Genomic DNA, 13,305 nt, shown 5'->3' with positions numbered 1-13,305 from the left:
AAATATGTCTTTAACCAAAGAACAGGTTTGTGTAGTTATTGGCGCTAGTCATGCTGGTGTAAATTTAGCATTTGCATTAAGAAAAGAAGGTTGGGAAGGTGAAATTATTTTATATGATATAGATAAAGAATTTCCTTATCATCGTCCGCCACTTTCAAAAGCCTATTTAACTAGTGAAGAAGGCACTGAACAGAGTTTATTATTTCCAAAGGAAAACTACCAAACAGACAACATTATTTTAAAATTAGGCATTGCGGTAAAACATATTAATAGAGAAAATAAGTCTATTTCTCTAAGTGATGATTCTGTTCAAGCTTATGATAAATTAGTAATTGCTACAGGAGCAAGACCTTTCATTCCGCCAATAAAAGGCATTGATACTGCCAAAAACTTATTTCCAATGAGAACTGCAGAAGATGCAGTTAACATTAGAAAAGCTTTTAACGCTTCAGAAAAAAAACGCGTAGTAGTTATTGGTGGTGGTTATATTGGTTTAGAAACTGCAGCCTCACTAAAAAAACTAGGCGCTAATGTTGTTGTTTTAGAACGTGAAGAACGTATTCTTGCTAGAGTTACGGCACCAGTAATGTCTCAATTCTTTACTGAATTGCACCAATCTAATGGCGTTGCTATTAAAACCAGTAAAAATGTAATTTCAATTGATCAACACAACGGATCTAACGTTGTTGTTTGTGATGATAATTCTAAATACGAAGCAGACCTTATTGTAGTAGGCGTTGGCATTAAAGTAAATACAGAATTAGCGCAAGAAGCTGGTTTAGATATAGAAAACGGCATTAAAGTTAATGAAACCGCTAGAACTAATGACGAACATATTTATTCGGTTGGAGATTGCACATATCACTACAATCCGCATTATAAAACCAATGTAAGACTAGAATCTGTACAGAACGCCGTAGACCAAGCCAAAACCGCTGCAAAGGCCATTTGTGGTCAAGATATAACGTATAACACTGTTCCTTGGTTTTGGTCAGACCAATTTGATGTAAAACTTCAAATGGCTGGACTTTTAAATGGTTACAATCAAATAGTTATAAGAAAAGAAGAAGTTAAAAATAGTTTTTCAACTTGGTATTTTAAAGATGATGAGTTATTAGCTGTAGATGCTGTAAACTACCCAAAAGCATACATGCTAGGAACTCGTTTTATAAAATCCGGACAAAAACTTGACAAAACCAAGTTAGAAGATATATCAATTCCCTTTAAACCAAATAGCTTTTTAGCCGAATAAAAAATAAACCAAGATTATGAGTAAAGAAGATTTTATTATAAGTAAAGCCGCAGTTGCCCATACTGATGGAACTTTCACTATTGAAGAAACTAAAATTTACCCTCCTCAAGGTGATGAAGTATTAGTAAAGATTAAAGCAGCGGCTATTTGTCATACAGATCACGACTCGTTAACATGGGATATGCCAATTGTAATGGGACACGAAGGCGCAGGAATTGTAGAATCTATTGGACCAGACGTTACTAAAGTAGCCGTTGGTGACGAAGTGATTTTAAATTGGGCTACTCCTAAGTACGATAGTTTTCAATCTCAAATAGGAAATCAAAATATATGTGAGTGTAACTCGCCAGTTATGGCAAGTCATGCCGGCAAAATTTCTGGAGGACATCCAACTTTTGAATCAACTACTTTAAATAACAAGCCCATTGAGCGTTCGTTCAACCTAGGAACTTTTTCTGAGTATGCACTAGTAAGATCTTCTGGAGTTGTAAAGAAAAATTCAAAAAAAATGTCTTTTGAAGCCGCTTCAACAATTAGTTGTGGTGTAATGACGGGCTGTGGTTCTGTATTCAACACTGCTAAACCAGAATGGGGAAGTTCTGTAGTAGTTCTAGGAACTGGAGGTGTTGGACTAAATGTAGTGCAAGCCGCTAGAATTTCTGGAGCTGCAAAAATTATTGCTGTTGATATTAATGAGCAACGTCTTGAAATGGCAAAACAATTTGGAGCAACCGATATTATTTTGGCAGACAAAAATGATAAAGGGTTATTAAACGCCGCTGAAATTGTAAAAGGCATGACCAATGGTAGAGGCGCAGATTATGCTTTTGAATGTACCGCTGTTCCTGCTTTAGGAGTTGCTCCTTTAGCAATGATTAGAAACGCTGGTACTGCGGTACAAGTAAGTGGAATTGAAGAAGAAATTATGGTAGATATGCGCCTGTTTGAATGGGATAAAATATACATTAACCCATTATACGGCGGCGCAAAACCTGATATTGACTTCCCAAAATTTGAAGCACTTTATGAAAAAGGCGATTTAATTCTAGAAGAAATGATTACACGTACCTATAAGTTAGAAGACCTTCAACAAGGTTTTGATGATATGCTTTCAGGTAAAAATGCCAAAGGTGTAATTACTTTTTAATTCATACAACAACTAAACAATTATAATATCAAAATGCTTAAAAACACCACAAAAATTCTTTCGTTTTTATTAATACTTTCGGTACTTCAAACCCAAAGTCAATCTAGGAGAATTACATTATTAAAAGATTGGAAATTCACTCAGTATGACGATGGGGCATCTTTTCAAGAAAACTTTAATGATTCAGATTGGAAAACTGTAGAGGTTCCACATGATTGGGCAGCTGAAGGGGAATTTGACTTTGCAAATGATATTCAATTAACCATGGTAGTTCAAGATGGAGAAAGAGAAACTAAATTTCGTTGTGGTCGTTCGGGGGCATTACCTTATACCGGCGTAGGCTGGTACAGAACAAATTTCAACATAGAAGACACCAATAAAGTCTACGATTTGCTCTTTGATGGCGCCATGAGTCACGCTAAAGTATATGTTAATGGAACATATGTGGGCGGACGCCCAAATGGGTATGTTTCCTTTCATTTTGATATCAGTTCTTTTCTAAAAAAAGGAAATAATACTCTAGCGGTGCGTTTAGAAAATTTCAATAGCCAATCTAGATGGTATCCAGGGGCAGGATTGTACCGTAAAGTAAGTTTAATTCAGAAGGAAAAAAATCATATTCCTACTTGGGGAACTTATGTTACAACTCCAATTGTTGAAAAAGGGAAAGCTGTTGTTCATGCTGAAATTACCATAGCTGGTGAAGGTGTAGTTTCTGTAAAAAATGAAATTATAGATGCTAAAGGTGACATAGTTGCATCTAATACTCAAGAAGTTGATGCTTCTAAAACTAAAAAAGCAATTACAGATTTGTCTTTAAAAAAGAAAAACATTGTTTTATGGGATTTGAAAAACCCTTATTTGTACACACTTAAAAGCACTATCATTACTAATAGCAAAGAAAGTGATGTAACCGAAACAGCTTTTGGTATTAGAACACTGGCTTTTGAATTAGACGGATTCTATTTGAATGGCAAAAAAACACGTTTCAATGGGGTGAACATGCATCATGATTTAGGTCCTACGGGAGCAGCTTTTTATCCAAACCTATTTAGAAGACAAATGTTAAAAATGAAAGAAATGGGTGTTAATGCCATTCGTTTCTCTCACAATCCACCCGCACCTGAAGCCTTAGATATTTGTGATGAATTAGGACTTTTAGCCATTGATGAAGCTTTTGATGAGTGGCAAATTGGAAAAGTAATTAACGGGTACTCTAACGATTTTGACAAATGGGCTGAAATAGATTTAACAGAGATGATATATAGAGATCGTAACCACCCATCAGTAATTATGTGGAGTATTGGTAACGAAATTTTAGAGCAATATAGAAATGACCCCAATAATATTACGGGTTATTTAAATGACATTGTAAAAAAAGTAGATACTACACGTGCTACTACCTGCGGATTTAATTCGCCTTTCAATGCATTAAAAAACGGTATGGCTTTTAAAGTTGATGTTGCTGGGTTTAACTATAAATCAGGCTCATACCATCTTTACCGTGAGAAATATCCAAATTTAAAGTTTTATGCAAGTGAAACTGGTGGAATGGTGAGTTTAAGAGACACATATAGATTTCCGGTGGTTTTTGATACCATTAGAGATAAAAGAGGTTTATCTTCTAACACATACACATACAAAGATGGTTACGCGGGCAATTATGAAACCACAGGTGTACGTTGGGGATATCCGGCTTATAAAGAGTTTGCTGCGCAAGATGTAAATGATTTTGTTTACGGCGAATTTGTTTGGACTGGTTATGATTATTTAGGAGAACCTTCTCCTTATCATTTTGCACAATCGCGTAGTTCTTATTTTGCACCAGTAGATTTTGTTGGTTTAGAAAAAGATAAGTTCTACCAATACAAAAGTCGTTGGAATCCAGAAGTAAAGACATTACATGCGTTCCCACATTGGTCTGACCCTGCTGAGAAAGGAACTACTTTCCCTGTGGTTTGTTATACGAATTATCCAAAAGCAGAATTGTTTGTTAATGGCGTTAGTAAAGGCATTAAAACCAGAGAAAAATTAAACCCTTCATTATTCCAAAATACAAGTCTTGATACGCATGGTTCTGGCGGTCCTTCATATGGTTTAATGAAAGCTTATGCCATTGTATGGGAAAATATCACTTACCAACCCGGTGAAATAAAAGTTGTTGCCTATGACAAAAATGGAAGGAAAACTGAAACACTGCGCTATGAAACGGCAAAACAAGCAGCTAAAATAACCATTACTCCAGAGGTGAAAACTATTGAAAAAGAGGAAGTAGCCGTGTACAGAGTTACAGTAACAGATAGCGAAGGAAACTGGCAACCAAATTATGATAAGCTATTCCATATAGAAGTTTCAGGAGCTGGAAAATTCTTAGCTTCAGGAAATGGAGACCCAACTAACTTACAAAAATTAACAGGCCTAAAAAGAAATTTCTATAAAGGGAAAGCCGTTATTTTTGTTAAAGGGATTGAGAAAGGAAATATCAAAATTAATATAAAAAGTAAGGACTTTACGGCGGCAAATTCTGAAGTAGAAGTAAAATAAATTTAAAATATGGCGTCAAGTTTTAAAACCATAGAATTATCAGATGTTCCTTATGAATCTCAAGGACTTCGGTTTTTAACTATTAAAACACCTAATCTTCAAGGTAGAGGAGATATTTGTTTGTATGTACCTAAAGTAGATGAAGGTATAGATAATCTTCCTATTTACATATTACTTCATGGTGTTTATGGTAGTGCATGGATTTGGGCCATGAAAGGTGGTGCTCATAAAACCGCTGAAAAACTAATGAATAACAATACCTTAGACCCCGCAATAATAGCAATGCCTTCTGATGGGCTTTGGGGAGATGGTTCTGCTTATTTTTCACACCATTCTAAAAACTTTGACAATTGGATTGTAGATGACGTAGTTACAGCTATAAAGGAAAATATCCCACAAGCTAAAAATTCCACCTCAACCTGTATTGGCGGCTTATCCATGGGAGGCTATGGTGCTTTAAGTTTAGGTGCTAAATTTCCTGAGAAGTTTAAAGCAGTTTCAGGACATAGTTCTATTACGAAATTAGAACAAATGGCGCTTTTTGTTGAAGAACCTCTAGAGGAATATACCAATAACAACAACTTGCCAGATGTTATTGACTGTATTAAATTAAATCGAGATAAACTACCTAAATTAAGATTTGACTGTGGTATAAAAGATGAACTTATTGAACCTAACAGACTACTTCATAAAGAACTCACAGCATTAAATATTAATCATATTTATGAAGAGTTTGAAGGCGGGCATGAATGGCCTTATTGGATTAAGCATGTTGAAAAAACCCTAGAGTTTTTCAATAAACACAAATAATTAGTTTAAGGCTGCTTTTACAGCTTCAACATTCTTTTTTGAGTTTCCAATAAAAATTTCATCTTCAATAATGAACACAGGTCTACTTAAAAACGTGTAATGCTCTAAAATGTAGTTTTTAATATCTCTTTCTTCTAAAGTTTGATCTTTTAAACCCATTTCTTTGTAAAGCTTTGAGCGTTTACTAAATAAAGCTTCATAACTACCAGATAATTTTTTCATTGTCTCTAGCTGTGCTACTGTTATGGGTTCAGATTTAATATCTTGAAGTATAAATTCTGATGGAAGATTTAACTCTTTTAAAATTCTAGTACAAGTGTTACAAGTTTTTAAATAGTATACTTTTTTCATTTTATAAGCCTTATTTACAGCAAAAATACAGGCATTTATTTCATTTAAAACTATATTTACAAAAAAAACATCATGCAATTTCAATTTGACGTATTATTAAACGTAAGAAAAGCGTTAAAACAAATTTTAGATAACGCTTCTGAAATAGAGTTAAACAAAATACCTACAGGTTTTAACAACAATATTATTTGGAATATTGCACACCTTGTGGTTTCAGAACAACTGCTAATTAACAAACTATCTGGCTTACCACTAACCGTTTCTGAAGATTTAATAAACGCTTACAAAAAAGGAACAAAACCAACCGGTAATGTTTCGCAAAAAGAAATTGATGTAATTAAAGATTTAGTTATTAGTTCTATTAAAAAATCTGAAGAAAATTATAAAGCAGGACTATTTAAAAATTACACAGAATATACAGTTTCAACTACAGGTAACACCCTAAAAACTGTTGAAGACGCCTTAAATTTTGTTCTATTACACGAAGGTATTCACCTTGGTGTGGTTATGAGTTTACTTAAACTAGTAAAGTAAATTTTATTAAATTTAGTCTAAGTAATAAATGTAGCCAACATTAAACCAAACAAGCCAATCATTATATTTGTTGTAGCTTAGTTGATGATTTAAACCATCAACCCAATCATCAAAATAATATTGCCATCTTAGGTCTAGCATTAAATCTGACAATTTACCAACTTTATATCTAAAACCTACACTGCTAACCATAGACCAAGCACTTCCTGGAGAAGCATCAACCGAACCCGGATCCCAGGCAGAATAAAAGTTTGTAGGATCTGTTACGTCACCAATTGCATCAGGATTTGGGTTAGCATAAGTAGTTGTAACCTCTGGTGTGTAATATGTGTAATGAATGCCTAAACTAGCAAAAGGTGCTATCCTATAACCAAAAGCCTGAAATGCTCTTATACTTCTAGGAAAAAACTCTATTTGGGTACCTATATCTAAGTTTTTAGCATAACCTGTATGACCACGTAATTGATTAGCTTCGGGCGAGTTTTTACTTGGGTCTACCCATTCACCCAAATGTTCTAATTTGGTTTTATTCCAAGAAATTTCGTTTCTTAATTTAAAATGGTCATTAAAATAGGTATCTGTTGTGTAGCAACTACAATCTGCACTGTAAGAAAAATTTAAATAATGAATTATACCAATACCAATACCGCTATTACCAAAGTTAGTTTCAGATTCGTTTCTATTTCCATAGTCTGAGCGAAACTGCACAGGACCGGCAATAACACCTAATTCGTGAGAGAAACCTAATTGAGCGCTTGCCATATCAAAAATAAAAAACAAGCAAAAAGCAGACGCTAAATGTTTAAAGTTAAGCATAATAAGGTTTCTTTTTTTGAGGCATTTATTATAACAAATATATAAAAACTCAATTAACATTCAAATATTTACAAATTTTACCAGTTACGCAAAAATATTTGTTATGAATTTCAAAAAAAATAAGCGTAATTTTTGCATAAAACGTATATTTGCCGCTATATATTATATTTTTTTTAAAATAGTTCAATTTTAAGCTTATGAAAAGTATTATTAATGAGTTTTTAGACCAAGTTAAGCAACGTAACCCACACGAGCCTGAATTTTTACAAGCAGTTGAAGAAGTTGCTGAAACGGTAATTCCTTATATAGTTGAACATGATATTTACTATGGTAAAAATATCTTGTTAAGAATGGTTGAACCCGAGCGCGTAATTACTTTTAGAGTATGCTGGGTTGATGATGAAGGAGAAATTAGAGTAAACAGAGGTTATAGAGTTCAAATGAATTCGGCCATTGGCCCATATAAAGGCGGCCTTAGGTTTCACCCAACAGTAAACTTAAGCATTTTAAAGTTTTTAGCCTTTGAGCAAGTGTTTAAAAACAGTTTAACTACCCTGCCAATGGGTGGCGGAAAAGGTGGTAGTGATTTTGACCCCAAAGGAAAAAGCGACAATGAAATAATGCGCTTTTGTCACGCTTTTATGAATGAACTGTTTAGACACATTGGCCATAACACCGATGTTCCTGCAGGAGATATTGGCGTAGGCTCTAGAGAAATAGGCTTCCTTTTTGGTATGTACAAAAAAATAAGCAATGGCTTTACAGGTGTATTAACAGGTAAGGGCATGTCTTGGGGTGGCTCTTTAATAAGACCAGAAGCCACAGGTTACGGCGCTGTATATTTTGCTGAAAACATGTTAAAAACTAAAAACGATAGTTTTGAAGGCAAAAACGTTATTATTTCAGGTTCTGGAAATGTTGCTCAATTTGCGGCAGAAAAAGTACTGCAACTTGGTGGTAAAGTTTTAACACTATCAGATTCTTCGGGTTATATTTATGATGAAGAAGGAATTGACGAAGAAAAACTAAAATTTGTCATGCATTTAAAAAATGAAAAACGTGGCAGAATACATGAGTATTTAGAAAAATATCCTAATGCTAAATTTGAAAAAGGTAAAACCCCATGGGAAGTTACTTGTGATATTGCCTTACCATGCGCCACACAAAATGAGTTGAATGAAAAAGATGCTAAAACATTATTAGAAAACGGCTGTATTTGTGTAAGTGAAGGTGCCAACATGCCATCTACAAAAGGTGCCATAGCAACTTTCCATAAAGCTAAAATACTATTTGCACCCGGAAAAGCATCCAACGCAGGTGGTGTAGCAACTTCTGGTTTAGAAATGACACAAAACTCTTTAAGGTATAAATGGACGCGCGAAGAGGTTGATAATAAATTAAAAGATATTATGGAAGATATTCATAATTCATGTATAGAATACGGCAAAGATGAAAACGGCTATATAGATTACGTAAAAGGTGCTAATATTGCTGGTTTTGTTAAAGTTGCCGATGCTATGTTAGCTCAAGGTATTGTATAAACATACGGTATTAATATTTTAAGTTTTAAAAACGCTTCTTAAATTAAGAAGCGTTTTTTTATTTAATTTATATCACTTTAAACTTCAAAATCGTTTGTTAAATAAATATCTTTGAACTTAATAAAAAAAATTTTTTTGACTAAAATTAACGTTAATAATTTTGATTTTTTAAGAGTTGTTTTTGCCACAACGGTGGCTTTATCTCATTTAATTGAATTAAGTAATATTAATGAATTGAAGATTTTCTCATCAATATTTAACACACGTTTAGCTATTGATGGTTTTTTTATAATTAGTGGTTTTTTAATTGCTAAAAGTTATCAAAACACAACTTCAACAAAACAATATATTTTTAGAAGAATTAAAAGAATTGTGCCTGCTTATGTTGTTGTTATCTTTTTAAGCGCACTTTGCTTTAGTTTAATATCTTCAATGAGCGCTTATTCATACTTTACAAACCCGCAATTTTATAAGTATTTATTAGCAAACTTAAGTTTTCAAAATTACATTGAACCTTGCTTACCTGCTGTGTTTCAAGATAATACTATATGTGCTGTTAATGGTGCTCTTTGGACTATTAAAATTGAAGAAGCTTTCTACCTGTTAGTTCCTCTATTTTATTGGTTAATAAATAAAAAAAGAATTAATATTTATGTTTTATCCAGTATCATATTTACAATATCAGTAATATACTTTAGTTATTTTGTTAGTATTGATATGTATAGAATTGCTAAACAGTTACCAGGAGCTTTAGCATTTTTTGTAACTGGCATGATGTTATATCACAAATTTTCATTTTTTAACAAATGGAAACATTACATTATAATACCCTGTTTGTTATTATTTATTTTAGAATATGTTTATTTAAAAACATACATTTTAAAGCCTGCAACATTTGGCTTTATGGTATTTTATATAGCCTATAATTTTAAATTTTTAAACCATTTTGGAAAGTATGGCGATTTTACTTACGGTATTTATATATATCATTTTCCTATAATACAAACATTTGTTTACTTGGGTTTGTTCAATGCACTAAACTCATATTTGGCTAGTTTCATAACGTTAGCTATAACTTTAATACTATCAATAATATCATGGTATTTTATTGAACTACCTAACTTATCTAATAGCCGAAAATCTAGACACAAAAACATATTTAAGCCTTCTAAATAATACTTTACTTTTAGTTTAATATTATTTGTTTATTTATTTCGTTTATAAATTAATAGTTTTGAAGTTAAATTAAACAGCATGCTTAAAAAGCTAATTATTATAATAATTATAGTGTTTCCTGTGAGACTTATTGCTCAGGATTTTTCTAGTGAATGGACAGGGCACTTTTCTTATTTTAACATTAAAGACATTATTGAAACTGAAAACAAAATATTTGCTGTATCAGATAACGCAATTTTTAGTTTAGATGTTCAAACCAACGTTATAGAGGAGTACACAACGGTTAACGGCTTATCTGGCGAACCCATTTCTAAAATTCATTACAGTGAAACCTATGACTTGCTCATAATTGGATATGAAAATGGTTTAATTGAAATAGTTTTTTTTAACGGAAGTGATGTACTTTCAGTTGTTGATATTATAGAAAAAACAACCATTCCGCCTACACAGAAAAAAATAAACCACTTCAATGAATACAATAATTTACTCTACATTGCTACTAATTATGGTATTTCAGTTTTTAATCTAGAGCGTTTAGAGTTTGGAGACACCTATTTTATTGGTACAAACGGAAGCCAAATTGCCGTTAATGGCACTTCAGTTTTTAATAATTCTATTTATGCTGCTTGCGCTGGTAATAATGGTATAAAAAAGGCCGATGTAACTAGCCCAAACCTTATAAACTTTCAAAATTGGCAAACAATTGCAACAGGTTCATATTTATTTATAGTAAATACTGCTTCTAAACTATATACCATTAATTCAAACAGAAAAATTTATGAAATAATTAATGATGGACTAATTGAACGCGCTACGTATAATAACACGCCAGCAGATTTAAAATTTAGTTCTAGCCTAGTTGTAACAACACCGAACAATGTGTTTGTTTATGATGAAAATTTTAATGCTTTAGCCCAAGTAAATATTGAAACGGCTTTTAACACAACATACACTTCGGCTACGGTAAAAAATAATGATATCTATATCAGTTCTTCTAATTTTGGTGTTTTAAAAACCTCTTTTGCAACCTCTAATACATTTGAAGAAATTCATCCAGATGGGCCATTACTTAACAGTCCTTTTTCAATTAAATTCTCAAACAATGATCTTTGGGTAGTTTTTGGTGGTTATAGTTCATTTTTCACTTGGGATGGTGGACGTGCTATTTCAGGCATTAGTAAACTAAACTCAAACGGATGGAAAAACATACCTTATGACACTATACAAACTGTTGTTAATGAACCAAGACATCTCTCTCATATAGCAATAAATCCAACAAATAAATCTGAAGTTTATATTAGTTCTTATTGGGCTGGTATTATTGAAATTGAAAATGAAACAATTAAAACACTATACAACCAAAGCAACAGTACTTTAACCCCTTTTGTTAATGATTGGTATTTAACACTAACATCAAATTATGACAATGAAGGTAATTTATGGGTAACTAACGCTAGGGTTGACACAGCTTTACATAAAAAGAATACTAGTGGAAATTGGACTTCATTTGATTTTACATCGTTAATTGGCGACAGGTTTTCTAACATTGGCTATTCTAACATAGAATTTGATATAAATAATAATTTATACTTTGGAAGCTTTGATTATGGCATTATTGGCTTTAAAGAAAATAATGGCAACCATGTTATAAAAAGTATTATGGGAGAAGACAAAAATATGCCTTCTAACAATGTAACCGCTTCTGCCCTCGACAAAAGAAACCAACTCTGGATTGGTACTGACAAAGGCCTGCGCGTGCTATACAACACTGCTGGTTTTTTTGATGATGATAATATACAAGTTGACGAAATTATAATTGAAGAAGATGGCATTGCTAAAGAACTTCTATTTCAGCAATTAATAACAGATATAAAAGTTGACGGCTCTAACAACAAGTGGATTGGAACCGCAGATTCTGGTCTGTTTTACTTTTCGCAAGATGGCCAAAATACCATTTATCACTTCACAAAAACCAACTCGCCTTTACCATCAAACACTATAAATGATATTTCGCTAGATAGCGCTAATGGCATTGTTTACATAGCTACCAGCCGTGGTTTGGTGTCTTTTAAATCAGGTGGTTCTAGTCCGTTTAAAGATTTAACCAATGCTTATGCCTATCCTAATCCGGTGCGCCCAGGATTCAATATTGTTTCCGATAAGGTAAAAATTAAAGACATTTCAGAAAACGTAAACATTAAAATAACCGATATTGAAGGTAATTTGGTAGCCGAAGCTCAATCTAACATCAACCAAAGGCATCGTGGTTATAATTTAGAAATTGATGGTGGAACCGCCTACTGGAATGGTAAAAATCTTGCCAACAATCTTGTAGCATCGGGTGTCTATTTAATTATGTTGTCTGATTTAGATACCTTTGAAACAAACGTTATAAAACTAATGCTGGTTAGATAATGCTTGTTACCACAAACGCTATTGTTTTATCAAAAATTAAGTATAAAGATTATGACCTTATTGTAAAGTGTTACACTGCACAATTAGGTGTAATTAGTTTTATATTAAAAGGTGTTTTAAAAAGTAAAAAAGGCCACAATAAAGTTGCTTACTTTCAATTATTATCGCAGCTGCAACTTAATTTTCAGCATAAAAACAACCGTAATTTACACACCATAAAAGATGTTAAGCCACAAGTGCTATACAACAGTTTACACACCAATGTTGTAAAAGGCGCCATTGTTATGTTTTTAGCCGAAGTACTTTCAAATGTTTTACAAGAAGAAGAAGAAAACAAAAACCTTTATAGCTACATTGAAACTACCTTATTATGGCTAGATGAGCAAACACAATTTTCAAACTTTCATTTATTATTTTTATTAAAACTTACTAAATACTTAGGCTTTTACCCAGATGTTACCAACATACAACTACCCTATTTTAATTTATACGAAGGAAGCTTTAACGCAAAAAAAATTAACAACTATTGTGTGTCTGGTGATAATTTAACACTCTTAAAACTGCTATTAGGCACAACATTTGATGCACTTTCTTCAATTAAAATTAATGCCAACCAAAGACAATTGTTTTTAAATATGATTTTGCTGTATTTTGAACTACATTTGGGCAATTTTAAACAACCAAAATCTTTACAAATATTTAATCAAGTTTTTAAATAA

General features: G+C 32.6%; 11 protein-coding genes. 9 read left to right on the top strand and 2 right to left on the bottom strand.

Annotated elements, in window-relative coordinates; genetic code table 11:
- The first annotated feature begins 4 nt into the window (after positions 1-4).
- The 4 genes from ACXAG4_RS06250 to ACXAG4_RS06235 are packed head-to-tail and all read left to right on the top strand — an operon-like array spanning position 5 to position 5,753.
- Positions 5-1,252: an NAD(P)/FAD-dependent oxidoreductase gene (locus tag ACXAG4_RS06250; protein ID WP_475295212.1), complete on the top strand. Its 1,248-nt coding sequence runs from the start codon at positions 5-7 to the stop codon at positions 1,250-1,252.
- A 16-nt stretch (positions 1,253-1,268) separates the two neighbouring features.
- Positions 1,269-2,399: a zinc-binding dehydrogenase gene (locus ACXAG4_RS06245; RefSeq protein WP_475295211.1), complete on the top strand. Its 1,131-nt coding sequence runs from the start codon at positions 1,269-1,271 to the stop codon at positions 2,397-2,399.
- A gap of 33 nt (positions 2,400-2,432) precedes the next feature.
- On the top strand, positions 2,433-4,943 hold the full coding sequence (locus ACXAG4_RS06240) for a glycoside hydrolase family 2 TIM barrel-domain containing protein (protein WP_475295210.1): 2,511 nt from the start codon (positions 2,433-2,435) through the stop codon (positions 4,941-4,943).
- A gap of 9 nt (positions 4,944-4,952) precedes the next feature.
- Positions 4,953-5,753 carry an alpha/beta hydrolase gene (locus tag ACXAG4_RS06235; RefSeq protein ID WP_475295209.1) on the top strand — a complete coding sequence of 267 codons (801 nt, stop codon included), beginning with the start codon at positions 4,953-4,955 and terminating at the stop codon, positions 5,751-5,753.
- Here ACXAG4_RS06235 and ACXAG4_RS06230 read toward each other — a convergent pair whose 3' ends face one another.
- Complete coding sequence (locus ACXAG4_RS06230) at positions 5,754-6,104, bottom strand: arsenate reductase family protein (RefSeq protein ID WP_475295208.1); 351 nt, start codon at positions 6,102-6,104, stop codon at positions 5,754-5,756.
- 72 nt (positions 6,105-6,176) lie between these two features.
- Between ACXAG4_RS06230 and ACXAG4_RS06225 the strand changes: the two genes are divergently transcribed.
- Positions 6,177-6,638: a DinB family protein gene (locus ACXAG4_RS06225; RefSeq protein WP_475295207.1), complete on the top strand. Its 462-nt coding sequence runs from the start codon at positions 6,177-6,179 to the stop codon at positions 6,636-6,638.
- A gap of 12 nt (positions 6,639-6,650) precedes the next feature.
- On the opposite strand, the gene ACXAG4_RS06220 is transcribed toward ACXAG4_RS06225, so the two are convergent.
- Complete coding sequence (locus tag ACXAG4_RS06220) at positions 6,651-7,400, bottom strand: THC0290_0291 family protein (protein WP_475295245.1); 750 nt, start codon at positions 7,398-7,400, stop codon at positions 6,651-6,653.
- A 251-nt stretch (positions 7,401-7,651) separates the two neighbouring features.
- Between ACXAG4_RS06220 and gdhA the strand changes: the two genes are divergently transcribed.
- The 4 genes from gdhA to recO all read left to right on the top strand — a co-directional run bounded on the left by gdhA (position 7,652) and on the right by recO (position 13,305).
- The gene (gene gdhA, locus ACXAG4_RS06215; RefSeq protein WP_475295206.1) at positions 7,652-8,995 is read left to right on the top strand and encodes an NADP-specific glutamate dehydrogenase; all 1,344 of its coding nucleotides are present in this window, start codon (positions 7,652-7,654) and stop codon (positions 8,993-8,995) included.
- Positions 8,996-9,130: 135 nt separating this feature from the next.
- Positions 9,131-10,171, top strand: a complete 1,041-nt coding sequence (locus ACXAG4_RS06210; RefSeq protein ID WP_475295205.1) for an acyltransferase family protein — start codon at positions 9,131-9,133, stop codon at positions 10,169-10,171.
- A 78-nt stretch (positions 10,172-10,249) separates the two neighbouring features.
- A complete protein-coding gene (gene porZ / locus ACXAG4_RS06205) occupies positions 10,250-12,586 on the top strand; it encodes a type IX secretion system anionic LPS delivery protein PorZ (protein WP_475295204.1) in 2,337 nt (778 codons plus the stop codon).
- Complete coding sequence (recO, locus tag ACXAG4_RS06200; RefSeq protein ID WP_475295203.1) at positions 12,586-13,305, top strand: DNA repair protein RecO; 720 nt, start codon at positions 12,586-12,588, stop codon at positions 13,303-13,305. The genes porZ and recO overlap by 1 nt, the downstream gene beginning before the upstream one ends.

Source organism: Seonamhaeicola sp. ABD4_175 (assembly GCF_056160885.1).
This window is presented reverse-complemented; position numbering and strand designations above follow the sequence as displayed.

What these genes read in the sequence shown, in the direction of transcription:
- ACXAG4_RS06230 (WP_475295208.1), bottom strand. Translation starts at nt 6,104, where the DNA reads ATGAAAAAAGTATACTATTTAAAAACTTGTAACACTTGTACTAGAATT.
- gdhA (WP_475295206.1), top strand. Translation starts at nt 7,652, where the DNA reads ATGAAAAGTATTATTAATGAGTTTTTAGACCAAGTTAAGCAACGTAAC.
- recO (WP_475295203.1), top strand. Translation starts at nt 12,586, where the DNA reads ATGCTTGTTACCACAAACGCTATTGTTTTATCAAAAATTAAGTATAAA.
- ACXAG4_RS06250 (WP_475295212.1), top strand. Translation starts at nt 5, where the DNA reads ATGTCTTTAACCAAAGAACAGGTTTGTGTAGTTATTGGCGCTAGTCAT.
- porZ (WP_475295204.1), top strand. Translation starts at nt 10,250, where the DNA reads ATGCTTAAAAAGCTAATTATTATAATAATTATAGTGTTTCCTGTGAGA.
- ACXAG4_RS06240 (WP_475295210.1), top strand. Translation starts at nt 2,433, where the DNA reads ATGCTTAAAAACACCACAAAAATTCTTTCGTTTTTATTAATACTTTCG.
- ACXAG4_RS06235 (WP_475295209.1), top strand. Translation starts at nt 4,953, where the DNA reads ATGGCGTCAAGTTTTAAAACCATAGAATTATCAGATGTTCCTTATGAA.
- ACXAG4_RS06220 (WP_475295245.1), bottom strand. Translation starts at nt 7,400, where the DNA reads ATGGCAAGCGCTCAATTAGGTTTCTCTCACGAATTAGGTGTTATTGCC.
- ACXAG4_RS06225 (WP_475295207.1), top strand. Translation starts at nt 6,177, where the DNA reads ATGCAATTTCAATTTGACGTATTATTAAACGTAAGAAAAGCGTTAAAA.
- ACXAG4_RS06245 (WP_475295211.1), top strand. Translation starts at nt 1,269, where the DNA reads ATGAGTAAAGAAGATTTTATTATAAGTAAAGCCGCAGTTGCCCATACT.